Origin of the sequence: Brevundimonas sp. (genome assembly GCF_013912005.1) — a bacterium.
Lineage (GTDB): Bacteria > Pseudomonadota > Alphaproteobacteria > Caulobacterales > Caulobacteraceae > Brevundimonas.
This window is the reverse complement of the sequence record NZ_JACESB010000019.1, coordinates 19,132-31,970: the sequence shown is the minus strand read 5'-3', so window position 1 is coordinate 31,970 and position 12,839 is coordinate 19,132. Positions and strand designations below refer to the sequence as shown.

Below are 12,839 nucleotides of genomic sequence, written 5' to 3'. Positions count from 1 at the left end.
TCACCGGCGCCGCCACCACCACCACGCCCAGGCGAGGGTGTAGCCGGCGGTCATGAGCAGGGCGAGGATCGCCGCGCCGGTCGCCATATAGGCGGCCGGATCGGTGCGTCCGAGGAACCAGGAGGGCGGCTGGAGGGCGGCCGCCAGGGGCGTCGAGGCGAGAATGAAGAGGACGCCGGCCACGGCCATGCCGCCGCAGCCGCCCCAGAACCAGGCCGACTTGTGGGCTTCGCGCGCGGCCTCGTCGATGGCCCGCATCCAGCCGACGGTGATGGCCATGGCGCCGGTCATGCAGACCACCGCCACGCCGGCGGCGAGCCAGAAGGTCAGTCGGTCCGCGTCCACGTCCACGCCGCGGGCGGCCTGGCTCCCGATAAAGAAGCCGGTGGCGACCATCAGCGCGAAGAAGGCGAGGAAGCCGAGGAGGGTGTAGAGGGCGACGCGTTTCAGGCCTCGAGCCATGGCAGGCAAACATCCTTGTCCAAATGACAAGCTAGCTTTACCCGGTGCCCGCGCGCGCTGTCAAGCGTCCTTGTCTACTCGGCGGGCCCGGCGACGAGACGGGGCCCCTCGGCCTTGTCGGCGGCGAGCAGTTCGGGCCGGGTGAGGCCGCGCGGCGACTGTTCGACCGGCGGCAGCTCCGGCAGCTGCTTGCCCTCGTGGTCGACGTGCAGGTCCTCGAAGCGGCGGGCCGAGACCATGACCTGGCTCTCGAGCGAGCCGACGAACTGGTTGTACTTGCCCACGGCGGTGTCGAGGGCGCGGCCGACAGCGGCGGCGTGACCGCCCATCACCGACAGGCGCTTGTAGAGCTCCTTGCCCAGCTTCGCGACCTGCTCGGCGTTGCGCGACTGCTCCTCGGCGCGCCAGCCGTAGGCCACGGCCTTGCACAGGGCGAACAGGGTGGTGGGGGTGACGATCACCACCCGCGAGGCCATGGCCGTGGTCATCAGGTCCGGCTCGTGGTCCAGCGCCGCGGCGAGGAAGGCGTCGCCGGGCACGAACATGGCGACGAAGTCGGGGCTCGGCTTGAACTGGTCCTGGTAGGCCTTGGACGACAGCTGCCGCACGTGGGTCTTCATGCTGGCGGCGGTGCGCATGGAGGCGGCGCGGGCGCGGGCCTCCTCGTCGCCCTCCCCCTCGTCGGCGAAGGCCAGCGGCACCTTGGCGTCGATCACGAACATGCCGCCGCCGGGCAGGCGGACGACGAAGTCGGGCCGCTGCTGGCGGCCGGCCTCGTCGGCGGTCGAGGTCTGTTCCTCGAAGTCGAACCGCCCGGCCATGCCGGCGGCCTCCAGCACGTTGCGGCAGGTCTGTTCGCCCCACCGGCCGCGGCGGCCGGTGTTGCCGCGCAGGGCCTCGGTCAGCTTGCGCGCCTCGTCGCGGGTGGCGCTGGAAGCCGCCATCAGCTGGGCCAGCTGCTCCTTCAGCCCGCCGGTCTCCTCGGTGCGGGCCTTCTCAAGCGCCGCGACATGCTCCTGGAACCGCCTGAGCGTCTCGGCCACCGGCTTCAGCTGCGCCTCCATCCGCTCGCGGGCCATCAGCTCGCGGTTGCGGAAGGTCTCGTCGGTGCGCTTGAGCAGCTCCTCTGCGACCGTGCTGGCCGACTCGCGGGCCTGGGCGCGGAGCAGCTCGGCCTGGGTGGCGGCCTGGTCCTCGACGAGGCGCAGGCGGGCCTCGGCCTCGGCGTGGCGCTCGCGCAGCTCCCAGTTCCGGGTCTCGGCGGCGGCGGCGCGGCGGCGCTCCATCAGGGCCCAGGCGAGGGCGACCAGGGCGACGACGGCGGCGGCGAGGAAGGCGACCAGATCAACGTTCATGCTCCGTTCCTTAACGGGAGTCGGCGGGGCGGGCCATGGCTGGTTCGGCGCGAAAAAGGGTGTCCCGGGAGTCCCGGGAGTCCCGAACCGGGTCCCGATGCGGGCAGTGTGCCGCCCGGCTGCGCCAGATTCGGACGCAGGCGGGTCAGGCCGGTCGGCGCGCCCGCAGGGCCTGGACGATAGTGCCGTCGTCGAGCCAGTCGAGCTCGCCGCCGACCGGGACGCCGCGCGCCAGCGAGGTGATCTCCACGCCCGAGCCGGCGAGCCGTTCGGCGAGGTAGTGGGCGGTGGTCTGGCCGTCGACGGTGGCGGGCAGGGCCAGGACCACCTCCTTCGCCTCGCCGCCCTTCACCCGGCCGACCAGTTCCGCGACGCGCAGGGCGTCGGGGCCGACGCCGTCGAGCGCCGACAGCAGGCCGCCCAGCACGTGGTACTTGCCGCGGAAGGCGCCCGAGCGCTCCATGGCCCACAGGGCGCCGGCCTCCTCGACCACGCAGATCAGGCCGTTGTCGCGGCTGCCGTCGGAGCAGATCGAGCAGGGGTCGCGGGTGTCCGGCGCGCCGCAGACGCTGCACGAGGTCACCCTGTCGGCGGTCTCCTGCAGGGCGGCGGCGAGCGGCGCGAGCAGCTGTTCGCGCTTCTTGAGCAGGGCCAGGGCGGCGCGCCGGGCCGAACGCGGGCCCATGCCGGGCAGCTTCGCCAGCAGCGATATCAGCCGCTCGATCTCGGGTCCGGCGGAGGCGGCCACGCGCGCTTCGTCAGAACAGCTTCGGCATGCCGGGGATGTTCATCCCCGCCATCGGGCCGGCGGCCTCGCGCATCAGGGCGGCGTTGACCTCGTCCAGCTTGCGCTTGGCGTCGGCGTGGGCGGCGACGATCAGGTCGGCGAGGATCTCGCCCTCGCCGGGAACCATCAGGCTGTCGTCGATGGTCACCGAGGCGATCTCGCCCGGGCCCTTCAGGACCATGGTGACGAGGCCGCCGCCGGAGGAGCCGGTCGCGGTGCTTTCGGCCATCTTCGCCTGGGCGTCCTGCAGTCGCTGCTGCATCGCCTGGGCCTGCTGCATCAGGGCGGTAAGGTCTTTCATCCCCCCTAGATAGGCGGTTCGGAGCGGGCGCGACAGGGGGGCGGCCCCCGCCCTTTCGAGGGCATCTGCAACACAATTTGTTCCAGACCCTCTGGCGCGCCGCCGCGTTCGCCCTAATTGGTACTGCAGTTGTTGCTGTTCCAATCAGGAGGGTTCCCCCATGGCGTTCGACGCTTCCGTCTCCCGCGACCGGCCGGTGGCCGATCCGGTCCTGGCCCAGCTGTTCACCGAGGCGCGCACGCGCAACGGCTGGACCGACCGGCCGGTGCCCGAAGAGCTGCTGCGCCGGCTCTATGACCTGACCCGGTTCGGGCCGACGGCGGTGAACAACACCCCGGCCCGCTTCGTGTTCGTGACCTCGCCCGAGGCGAAGGCGCGGCTGGCCCCGCTGATGAGCGAGGGCAACCGGGCCAAGACCCTGCAGGCGCCGGTGAACGTGATCATCGGCATGGACCTCGACTTCCCCGAGACCCTGCCCCGGCTGTTCCCGCACGCCCCGGGCGCGAAGGACTGGTTCGCCGACGAGGCCGCCCGGCGCGAGGCGGCCTTCCGCAACAGCTCGCTGCAGGGCGGCTACTTCCTCATCGCCGCCCGGGCGCTGGGCCTCGACGTCGGCCCGATGTCGGGCTTCGACCCGGCGGGGGTGAAGGCGGAGTTCTTCGCTGGAACGAACGTGGAGCCGAACTTCATCGTCAACCTCGGCTACGGCTCGGACGAGAACCTGTTCCCCCGCTCGCCGCGGCTGGCGTTCGAGGAGGCGGCGGAGATCGTGTAGGGGGCACGCCCTTGTCATCCCGGCCGAAGCGAAGCGGAGAGCCGGGACGGGGACCCACCCAAAGTCGCTGACCCTCCCGGAAGCCGCGCAGCGGCTGTCCGGGAGACGGCTTGCTCCCGGCTCCGGCCCTGACCTGTCTCCCGGCTCGCTGCTGACGCAGCGTCCGGGAGGATGGGATTGTGGGGTCAGGCGTCCCGGATCGCCGCTTTGCGGCGTCCGGGATGACAAGGCGGCGGCGTCTGGTCGTGCAGTCTTGTCGGCGAACGCCGCAAGCGCCACGCGCCTTCACAAGGCGCGGGCGCCCCGCTCCAGCATCTGCGCCTCCTTCCAGCGCAGCCATGACAATAGGCCGGCCAGCGCGGTCCAGCACAGCCAGCCCACACCCAGCCAGAAATCCAGTCGCTCGGGAACGCCCCGCATCGTCAACCAAAGGGCGGTCGGGAGGGCGATCATGAGCGCTGCCAGGCACAGGAGCGCGAGATAGGCAGCGGTGGAAATGGGAGCCGAGGGGATGCCCCGCTCCCGCAGCGCCGCATGCAGGCGGCGGCGTCGAGGCTGTTCTCGATGCGCGACGGCGAGCAGCAGTCCCGACACCGCAAACACAACCGCCGTTTGCCAGAACCGGGAGAAGGTCAGAGCCTGAAGATAGAAGGCTGAGCCCAAGAGATGCACGCCCAGCCCGGTGACGAGGGCGGTTCGGATCTCGGAAGGCCGCAGCGCCAACCCCCTACTCCTCCTCCCCCGCCTCGTCCGGAATCGCCGGCAGCTCCACCGGCGCGGCCAGGGTGCGGATCTCGCCGATCTTCGCGCCGGGGAAGGCTTCCATGACGGCGGCGACGAAGGGGTCGGCCTCGACCGCGGCGCGCTCCTCGGCGCGCTTGCGGCGGTCGATCTCGATCATGGTCTCGCCGCCGCCCTGGCCGTTGGCGGCGATCAGCCAGGTGCGGCCCGTCCAGTCCTTGAGGCGGGAGGCCAGCTTGCGGGCGAGGTCGACCGGGGCCCCCTCGACGCTCTCGTAGGTGATGGCCCCGGGCTTGAAGGCGACCGGGCGGACGTAGCGCTGCACGTCCATCTGCAGGCCGACCTCGCGCTTCTCGCCGATCAGGGCGACGACCGCCTCGAAGGTCTGGGGATCCGGCAGGGCGGCCGGGGCGGGAGCCGGGCGGGCGGCCAGCTGGGCGGAGGCCCCGCCGCCGCCGGAACCGCGCGGGAGCTGGCCCGACGGGCCGCCGCCGACCGGCTCGCCGTCGCGCAGGGCCTTCAGGGCCTCCTCCGGCCCGGGCAGGTCGGCCGCGTAGGCGAGCCGGACGATGGCCATCTCCACCGCGTCGGCGGGGCTGGGGGCGCGGCGCACCTCGTCCAGCGCCTTGAGGAGCATCTGCCAGGTGCGCGACAGGGTCCCGGCCGAGATCACCGCCCCCAGGCCGGCCAGCTTCTGCGCCTGGTCGTTGGGCAGGCGGGTGGCCTGCGGTCCCAGCATCCTGGCGACCGAGGCGGCGTGGCAGTGTTCGAGCAGGTCGTTGGTGACCTGCACCGGGTCGGCGCCGTAGCCGTAGAGGGTGCGGAACAGCTCCAGCGCCTCGGGGGTGCGGCCGGCCATGATCGCCTCGAACAGGGCGATGGTCTGGCTGCGGTCGGCGAGGCCCAGCATGTCGCGGACGGTGGCGGTCTGGACCAGCTCGCCCTTTTCGGCCTGGACGAGGGCCTGGTCGAGCAGCGACAGGCCGTCGCGCACCGAACCCTCGGCGGCGCGGGCGATCAGGGCCAGGGCGTCCGGCTCGATGCGCATGCCCTCCCGCTCGGCGATGCGGCCCAGGTGGTCGACGAGGATCTCCGGCTCCACCCGCCGCAGGTCGAAACGCTGGCAGCGGCTGAGGATGGTCACCGGGACCTTGCGGATCTCGGTGGTGGCGAAGATGAATTTGGCGTGCGGCGGCGGCTCCTCCAGCGTCTTCAGCAGGGCGTTGAACGCCTGCGTCGACAGCATGTGGACCTCGTCGAGGACGTAGACCTTGTAGCGCGCCTCGACGGGGGCGTAGCGGACGCTCTCGAGGATGTCGCGGATGTCGTTGACGCCGGTGTGCGAGGCGGCGTCCATCTCCATCACGTCCATGTGCTGGCCGGCCATGATGGCGGCGTCGTGTCGGCCGTGGGCGGTCAGGGCCAGCGAGGGACGGTCGATGGCGTCCGTCTCGTTGTTCAGGGCGCGGGCCAGCAGGCGGGCGGTGGTGGTCTTGCCCACCCCGCGGACGCCGGTGAGCATGAAGGCGTGGGCGATGCGGCCGGTGGCGAAGGCGTTGGTGAGCGTCCTCACCATGGCCTCCTGGCCGATCAGGTCCTCGAAGGTGCGCGGCCGGTATTTGCGGGCCAGGACGGTGTAGGCCTCGCCGTCGCCGGCGGGCGCCTCCGCCCCGGGAGCCGGAGCGGCGGTCGCGACCGGCTGCGGGGCCGCGGGCGCAGCCTCGACCGGGGCGGCGGCCGCCTCGGCCTCGCGCATGCCGGCGGGCTCGGGGGCGCCGAACATGTCCCCGGTGTTGGGGTCGCGCTCCGGGGCCTCGCCTTCGGGGGCGTCCTCGTCCCAGGGGGGACCGTCGAGACTCGGGTCGCTGTGGCTCATGCCCCGTCATAGCGTGAGCGCACGCCGACGCTAAGAGCGGGACTTCAAGATGTCGGGGATGAAGGGTGGAGACCGCGACCCGAAGGGGGATTCGTTGTGGCTGCTGCCTTCCGGCCCTGACCAGGTTGGCGAAGCCTTCGCCCGCGATCTCCGAGGCCTATATCGCGGTTAGGCGCGCCGAGATCAAGATCAGGGATTATCCAGACGCCAGCGACGGCGAAGATCCTTCACGTCGTCGCCAAATCCGTGTCGGTGGAAGCCCAAGCCGCAACGGTTGCATCGACCGGGGTTCGCGAAGGGCGCAAAAAAGTAGATTGAAAACAGGCCCTCACCGCAAATCCACCAGCCAGACGTGGAACTCCGGCACACCGGGCACCTCAGGTAAAAGAGACCAAAAACCGCATAGGCGACAAGCACCACGGGGAACTGAACCGCGGCCGGGACGCCAAAGGGCTCCCAAAGACTGCTGACCATCAGGCCCAGCAGGATAGTGTTGAGCCCGAACGTCGTCAGCCAGATCGACAATCGCATTCCACCCTCCCCGCCGGCGACAATGGCGCAGGGCTTGGGCTAGTGAAAGGTCCATGCCCCTTCCCGCCCTCAACACCTTCGCCGGCAATCCGCTCGACCGGGCGGGCGACCGGCGCAACGATCCCGCCTGGCTGGCCGAACAGGCGGCCAATCCCGAAGCCGTGGCCATGGCGCTCTGGCAGGGCCGGCCGCTGGTCGAGGACCATGCCGACGGACCGCGGCTGGCGTGGCTGGGGCTGGAGCATGCGCGGGCGGTCGTGCCCGACCGCGAGCTGTTCCTCGGGCTCTGGAAGGAAGCGCCGGTCTTCGCCGTCGAGGTGGAGAGCTCGCTGGATCCGGCGGCCGGGCCGCTGGCCGGGCTGGGCGCCTTCATGGAGATGCGCGAGGCCGCCGCCCTGCTGTCCGGGGCCGACGCGGCCATGGCGGGGACGGCCAAGAGCCTGTTCGACTGGCGGGCGCGGCACGGCTTCTGCGCCGCCTGCGGGGTGGAGAGCGAGACGGCGGCGGGGGGCTGGAAGCGGATCTGCCCGGCCTGCCGGACCGAGCATTTTCCGCGCGTCGACCCGGTGACCATCATGCTGCCAGTGTACCGCGGCGGGCCGGAGCCGGTCTGTCTGCTGGGGCGGCAGGCCAGCTGGCCGGCGGGGCGGATGTCGGCCCTGGCCGGCTTCCTCGAGCCGGGCGAGACGATCGAGGAGGCCTGCGCCCGGGAGGTGGCGGAGGAGGCCGGACTGACGGTGACGGCGGTGCGCTACCATTCCAGCCAGCCGTGGCCGTTCCCGTCGCAGCTGATGATCGGCCTGCTGTGCGAGGTCGATTCGGACCAGGCCGCCCCGGACCAGACGGAGCTGGAGGCGGTGGCCTGGCTGACGCGGGACGAGGCGCGGGCGGTGCTGGCGGGGACCCATCCGGAGATCAGGGCGCCGGCGCGGATCGCGATCGCGCGGCGGCTGCTGGAGGCGTGGGTGGAGGAGGGGGAGCTTTAGGCAGCAGGCAGCAGGCAGCAGGCAGCATGGAGCCCGTGCGGCGCCGCCCCGGGCCCGGACCTAGGGCTGCCTGCCGCCTGCCGCCTGCTGCCTCGCTTCAGCCAGATCCGCCGGACTGTCCACGGACAGCGGCGCCGCGTCGATGACGGCGGCCCAGATCTGGAGCCCCATCTCCAGCGCCCGCAGCTGCTCCAGCTTTTCGCGGCGCTCCAGCGGCGACGGGGGAGCGGCGCAGAATCGTTCGAGGGCGGCGCGGCGGTAGCCGTAGAGGCCGATGTGGCGCCAGACCGGGCCGTCGCCGTAGAGGGTCGAGCGGGTGAAGTAGAGGGCGCGGCCGTGGCGGGCGCCCTCGGGCAGGGCCAGCACGGCCTTGACCACGTCCGGGTTGGCGCGGTCGGAGGCGTCCGCCTCGGGCGCAACCAGGGTCGCGATGTCGCAGGCGGGCTCGGCCGCCAGCAGGCCGGCGCAGGCCTGCGCCAGGCCGGGGTCGGCGAACGGCATGTCGCCCTGCAGGTTGATCACCGCGTCGTGGCGGCCGTCCGGATCGATGGCCGCGAGCGCCGCGCGGATGCGATCGGAGCCGGAGGGCAGGTCGGGATCGGTGAGCACGGCCCGTCCGCCGGCCGCCTCGACCGCCGCGACGATCTCCGCATCCCCGGCGGCGACGGCGACGGGCAGTCCCGAGGCGGCCGCCTGCTGGTACGCCCGGACGATCATCGGACGGCCGCCGATGTCGGCCAGCGGCTTGCCCGGGAGGCGGGTCGCGGCCATGCGGGCGGGGATGAGGATCAGGGGATTCATCGGTCGAACGCCGCCTGCGACGCCCGGGCAGGTCCGGGCCGGTTGCGAAGGCCGCGCTAGCGTGTAAGAGACGCCCACGCAAGAATTCGCCCGCCGTCCCTGCGGCCGGGCCCTAACGGACGGGATGCGACGACGCGCATGAGCGGCGATCTGAAGTGGAACAAGATTCTCGGCGCCGGTCTGGCGACCGCCTTCGTCATCATCGGCGTCCAGCAGCTGACGGGCGCGATCTACCACACCGAAGCCCCTGAAAAGATGGGCTACTTCGTCGACGCGCCGGAAGAGGCCGCGGGCGGCGCCGCCGAAGTCGAGCTGCCGCCGGACTGGGGCACGGTGCTCCCGGCCGCCGACCTCGCCGCCGGCGAGGCCGCCTTCGCCCGCTGCCAGGCCTGCCACAATGTGGCGCAGGGCGGCGCCAACGGCATCGGCCCGAACCTGTTCGGCGTCGTCGGCGGCCCCGTGATGCACGCCGCCGGCTTCGCCTATTCGGACGCCATGAGCGCCCACAAGGCCGAGGCTCCGAACTGGACCTACGACGAGCTGGACCAGTTCATCACCAACCCGGGCCGTCACGTGCCGGGCACCAAGATGTCCTTCGCCGGCATCCGCGACCAGCAGACCCGCATCAACCTGATCGCCTACCTGCGCAGCCAGGGCTCGGGCGGCTACGCCATCCCGGCGCCGGATCCGGCCCGCCAGCCGGGCGCCGCGGCGCCGGCCGAGGGCGCCGAGGGGGCTCCGGTGGCTCCGGGCGCCAATGAGGCGGCCGAAGAGCTGGGCGGTCAGGCCGGCGGCGCGCCGATCACCGGACCGGCGGCGCAGTCCACGCTCCAGCAGGCCACTCCCGGCTCGCCCGACGAGGCCGCGGCGCAGAACTCCCTGCCCCGCTGAGCCGGCGCTGAACACGCGAAGGCCCCGCCGGCGACGGCGGGGCCTTTTTCGTTGGCGGCGAGGTTCAGAGGCGGCGGAACAGGGGCGGGCTGAAACCGTCGGCGGCGTAGCGGGCCTCGGCCTCGGCGAGCGGCTCGACGACCACCGCGCCGTGCCGGCCGGTGGCGTGCAGGACGCGCCCGCCCTCCAGCAGGAAGGCCGAGTGGCCGTTCCAGGGCCCCTCCCCCGCGTGCAGCCAGACGACCAGATCGCCGCGACGCGCATCGGCGCGACTCACCGGCTCGCCGAGCTCCGCCTGCTGGTCGGCGTAGCGCGGGGCGGGACGGCCGCAGGCGTAGAGGGCCTGCTGCACAAGGCCGCAGCAGTCGGTGGCGCGGGAGGAGCGGCCGCCGGGACGGTGCGGCACGCCGAGCAGGCGCTCGGCCACGGCCACCGGATCGCGCTCGAACTCGCCGACCGGCCGGAGATCGTCGCCGCCGCCCTCGACGACGAGGGCGTTCAGCGGCAGGGCGGCGCCGACGGCCGCGACCCGGGCGGCGGGGATCGGGGCGCCCTCGGCGAGGGCGGCGCGATCGATCCAGCCGACCACGCCGTCCCGACGCGCCTGGCCCCAGGCCCGGTCGCCGCGGATCTCGAGCACCTCGAAGGCCTCGCCGAAGATCAGTTCGTCGACCGGCGCGCCCGACGCCCCGACGTCGGCATGGATGGCGGCCACGGGCGCGGTGCAGCGCATGGCGGTGGCGCGGCGGTAGGTCGCAGCGCGCACGAGGCCCTCCAGCGCCTGCTCGGCGAGGTCGGGCCGCGCCAGGGTGGTGCGGGGGTCAAACTGTGCGGCGGCTGCGGTCAAACAGGGCTCGTCCGGTTGAAACGGCATCATGCCGCGGGATGCCGAAAGGGCCGTTAACGGACGCGGTCAATTCGCATCGGCGGAAACACGGAGAAGAAGGATGAGGGATGAGGGATGAGGGATGCGCGGCGATCCCTCATCCCTGTCCCCTGTCCCCTCTTCCCTCATCCCTCATCCCTCATCCCTTCGCCGGGAAGCGGCGCGACAGCATGGCGAAGGCGGCGCGCAGGCCCTGGGCCTCGCCGCCCTCGGGCCAGCCGGGTCGGGCGCGCGGGTTCCAGGCGAAGATGTCCATGTGGGCCCAGGCGCCGGTGGTCGGGGCGAACTTCTGCAGGAACAGGGCGGCGGTGACCGAGCCGGCCTGGGCCCAGGCGGCGGGATCGTTGCGGAGGTCGGCGATCTCCGCCTCCAGCGCCGGGCGGTAGCCGGGCCACAGCGGCATGCGCCACAGCGGATCGGCCACGGCGCGGGACGCCTCCAGCAGGTCCGCGGCCAGGGCCTCGTCGTCCGTGTAGAGCGGCGGCAGCTCCGGCCCGAGGGCGATGCGGGCGGCGCCGGTCAGGGTGGCGAAGTCGAGCGTCACCTCGGGCGCATGCTCGCCGGCCCGGGTCAGGATGTCGGCGAGGATCAGCCGGCCCTCGGCGTCGGTGTTGCCGACCTCGATGGTCAGCCCCTTGCGGCTGGCGAGGACGTCGCCCGGGCGGAAGGCGTCGCCGGAGATGGCGTTCTCCACCGCGGCGACCAGCACCACCAGCCGTACCGGCAGGCCGGCCTGCATGACCAGCCGGCCGAGCGCGAGGGCATGGGCGGCGCCGCCCATGTCCTTCTTCATGTGGCGCATGCCGGCGGCCGGCTTGATGTCGAGACCGCCGGTGTCGAACACCACCCCCTTGCCGACGAGGGCGACCAGCGGCAGGTCGGCGCGGTCGAGGTTCCAGCCGAGCTCGATCACCCGCGGGGCCCGGTGCGGGGCGGCGGCGCGGCCGACCGCGTGGACGGCGGGGTAGTTCCGCTCCAGCAGGTCGTCGCCGGCGACGACGGTCAGGGCCGCGCCCGAGGCCTCGGCGATCTCGCGGGCGATGGTCTCGATCTGCAGGGGGCCCATGTCGGCGGCCGGGGTGTCGACCATCTCGCGCGCCAGGGCGCAGGCGGCGGCGATGTCCAGCAGGGGAGCCACGTCGACTCCGGGCGCGGCGAGGCGCGGGCGCGGACCGGAGCGGGCCTTGTAGCGGTCGAACCGCCAGGCGCCGAGTGCGAAGGCCAGGGCCGCCAGCGACGCCGCCTCGCCGTCGACGCCCTCGAGACGCCACAGGCCGTCCGGCAGCTTCGCCGCCAGGGCCCGGACCGACATCGGGTCGAACCGCTCGCCCGCCCCGAACAGGGCCCCGGCCGGAGCCCCGTCCGCCCCGGGCAGCACCACCAGCTGGCCCGCCTTGCCGGAGAAGTCGTGGGCGCGGGCCCAGGCCGCCGCGGCCCCTTCGAGGGCGGCTCCGGGGGCGAGGACGCGCACCGGCAGGGCGCCGGCGGCGTCGGACGTGAGGAGGTCGGGGTGCAGGACGGACATGGGACGGACTTTCCGGCCCGGCGCGCGGGCTTCGTTAACCAGCAGTTGACGCGGAACGGCGACCCTGCGGGCCGACCCTTCCGGAGCGCCTTCCATGTCGCGCACGACCGCCCGCATCGCAACCATCGCCGTTCTCGCCGCCCTCGCCTCCCCGGCGCTGGCGCAGCAGGCGCCCGCCGCGGATCCGGCCGCCGCTCCGGCCCGGACGCGTGCGCCCGCCAACGCCGAGACCCGCGCCGCCTACGACCGCGCCGACGCCCTGAGCCGCTCGGTGTTCTGGACCGAGCAGGCGGACATCGACCCGCGCGATCCGGTCGCCGGGGTCAAGGCGGCGCAGGCGCTGCGCGAGCTCGGCCGCTACGACCAGGCCGCCGAGATGGCGCAGCGGGTGCTGCTGGTGCAGCCGGGCAACGTCGAGGCCATGCTGGAGGCGGGCCGCGGCCACATCGCCCGCGGACAGGCCTTCTACGGCATCCAGGCGCTCGAGACGGCGCGGGACGCCCGGCCCGACGACTGGCGCGTCTGGTCGCTGCTGGGAACCGCCTACGAGCAGGTGCGCCGCGCCGACGACGCCCGCGCCGCCTGGGGCCGCGCCCTGGAGCTGTCGCCGGAGAATCCCGACGTGCTGGCCAACATGGCGGTCGCGGCCATGGTGCGCGGCGACAACGCGGCCGCGGAGCCGCTGCTGCGGCGCGCCGCCGCGCGGCCGGACGCCTCGCTGAAGGTGCGGCTGAATCTCGCCATGGCCCTCGGCCTGAACGGCAATCTCCCCGAGGCCGAGCAGATCCTGCGCCGGGCCCTGCCGCCGGAACAGGCCGACGCCAACCTCGCCTGGCTGCGCGCGCGCATCGGCGGCGCGGAACAGGCCAGCGCGCGCACCTGGGACTCCCTGCAGGGGAGCTGAACCCCGCCTTCACGGAGC

Annotated in this window: 14 protein-coding genes and 1 other RNA gene; 4 read left to right on the top strand and 11 right to left on the bottom strand. The window is 73.2% G+C overall.

The annotated features are described in order from the left end of the window. From H2038_RS11760 to H2038_RS11745, 4 genes are all read right to left on the bottom strand, one after another. Positions 1–462, bottom strand: a complete 462-nt coding sequence (locus tag H2038_RS11760; protein ID WP_292113321.1) for a hypothetical protein — start codon at positions 460–462, stop codon at positions 1–3. A 74-nt stretch (positions 463–536) separates the two neighbouring features. Beyond that, entirely contained in the window at positions 537–1,817 is a 1,281-nt protein-coding gene (locus H2038_RS11755; protein WP_292113319.1) for a DNA recombination protein RmuC, read from the bottom strand. 145 nt (positions 1,818–1,962) lie between these two features. Further along, positions 1,963–2,565, bottom strand: a complete 603-nt coding sequence (gene recR / locus H2038_RS11750; protein ID WP_292113316.1) for a recombination mediator RecR — start codon at positions 2,563–2,565, stop codon at positions 1,963–1,965. A gap of 10 nt (positions 2,566–2,575) precedes the next feature. Next, complete coding sequence (locus H2038_RS11745; RefSeq protein WP_292113314.1) at positions 2,576–2,905, bottom strand: YbaB/EbfC family nucleoid-associated protein; 330 nt, start codon at positions 2,903–2,905, stop codon at positions 2,576–2,578. A 160-nt stretch (positions 2,906–3,065) separates the two neighbouring features. On the opposite strand from H2038_RS11745, the gene H2038_RS11740 reads away from it, so the two are divergent. Beyond that, a complete protein-coding gene (locus H2038_RS11740) occupies positions 3,066–3,680 on the top strand; it encodes a malonic semialdehyde reductase (protein WP_292113311.1) in 615 nt (204 codons plus the stop codon). A 285-nt stretch (positions 3,681–3,965) separates the two neighbouring features. Here the strand turns inward: H2038_RS11740 and H2038_RS11735 are convergent, their stop codons facing one another. The 4 genes from H2038_RS11735 to H2038_RS11720 all read right to left on the bottom strand — a co-directional run bounded on the left by H2038_RS11735 (position 3,966) and on the right by H2038_RS11720 (position 6,828). Continuing rightward, positions 3,966–4,403, bottom strand: coding sequence for a hypothetical protein (locus H2038_RS11735; protein ID WP_292113309.1), 438 nt, complete (start codon positions 4,401–4,403; stop codon positions 3,966–3,968). Positions 4,404–4,407: 4 nt separating this feature from the next. Then, on the bottom strand, positions 4,408–6,297 hold the full coding sequence (locus tag H2038_RS11730) for a DNA polymerase III subunit gamma/tau (RefSeq protein WP_292113306.1): 1,890 nt from the start codon (positions 6,295–6,297) through the stop codon (positions 4,408–4,410). A gap of 61 nt (positions 6,298–6,358) precedes the next feature. Further along, an RNA gene (gene ffs / locus H2038_RS11725) (signal recognition particle sRNA small type) lies at positions 6,359–6,452 on the bottom strand. Between the two features lie 34 nt (positions 6,453–6,486). Next, positions 6,487–6,828 carry a hypothetical protein gene (locus tag H2038_RS11720; protein WP_292113303.1) on the bottom strand — a complete coding sequence of 114 codons (342 nt, stop codon included), beginning with the start codon at positions 6,826–6,828 and terminating at the stop codon, positions 6,487–6,489. 53 nt (positions 6,829–6,881) lie between these two features. On the opposite strand from H2038_RS11720, the gene nudC reads away from it, so the two are divergent. Continuing rightward, entirely contained in the window at positions 6,882–7,814 is a 933-nt protein-coding gene (gene nudC / locus H2038_RS11715) for an NAD(+) diphosphatase (RefSeq protein ID WP_292113300.1), read from the top strand. Between the two features lie 60 nt (positions 7,815–7,874). Here the strand turns inward: nudC and H2038_RS11710 are convergent, their stop codons facing one another. After that, positions 7,875–8,615 carry a 3-deoxy-manno-octulosonate cytidylyltransferase gene (locus H2038_RS11710; protein WP_292113297.1) on the bottom strand — a complete coding sequence of 247 codons (741 nt, stop codon included), beginning with the start codon at positions 8,613–8,615 and terminating at the stop codon, positions 7,875–7,877. A gap of 138 nt (positions 8,616–8,753) precedes the next feature. Here H2038_RS11710 and H2038_RS11705 point away from each other — a divergent pair, with 138 nt between their 5' ends. After that, complete coding sequence (locus H2038_RS11705; protein ID WP_292113294.1) at positions 8,754–9,506, top strand: cytochrome c family protein; 753 nt, start codon at positions 8,754–8,756, stop codon at positions 9,504–9,506. A gap of 64 nt (positions 9,507–9,570) precedes the next feature. Here H2038_RS11705 and H2038_RS11700 read toward each other — a convergent pair whose 3' ends face one another. After that, a complete protein-coding gene (locus H2038_RS11700; protein ID WP_292113290.1) occupies positions 9,571–10,353 on the bottom strand; it encodes an NlpC/P60 family protein in 783 nt (260 codons plus the stop codon). 178 nt (positions 10,354–10,531) lie between these two features. Beyond that, on the bottom strand, positions 10,532–11,917 hold the full coding sequence (locus H2038_RS11695; RefSeq protein ID WP_292113287.1) for a M17 family metallopeptidase: 1,386 nt from the start codon (positions 11,915–11,917) through the stop codon (positions 10,532–10,534). Between the two features lie 94 nt (positions 11,918–12,011). Between H2038_RS11695 and H2038_RS11690 the strand changes: the two genes are divergently transcribed. Then, positions 12,012–12,821 (top strand): tetratricopeptide repeat protein, encoded by an 810-nt coding sequence (locus H2038_RS11690; RefSeq protein WP_292113284.1) that lies wholly within the window; start codon positions 12,012–12,014, stop codon positions 12,819–12,821. Positions 12,822–12,839 lie beyond the last annotated feature (18 nt).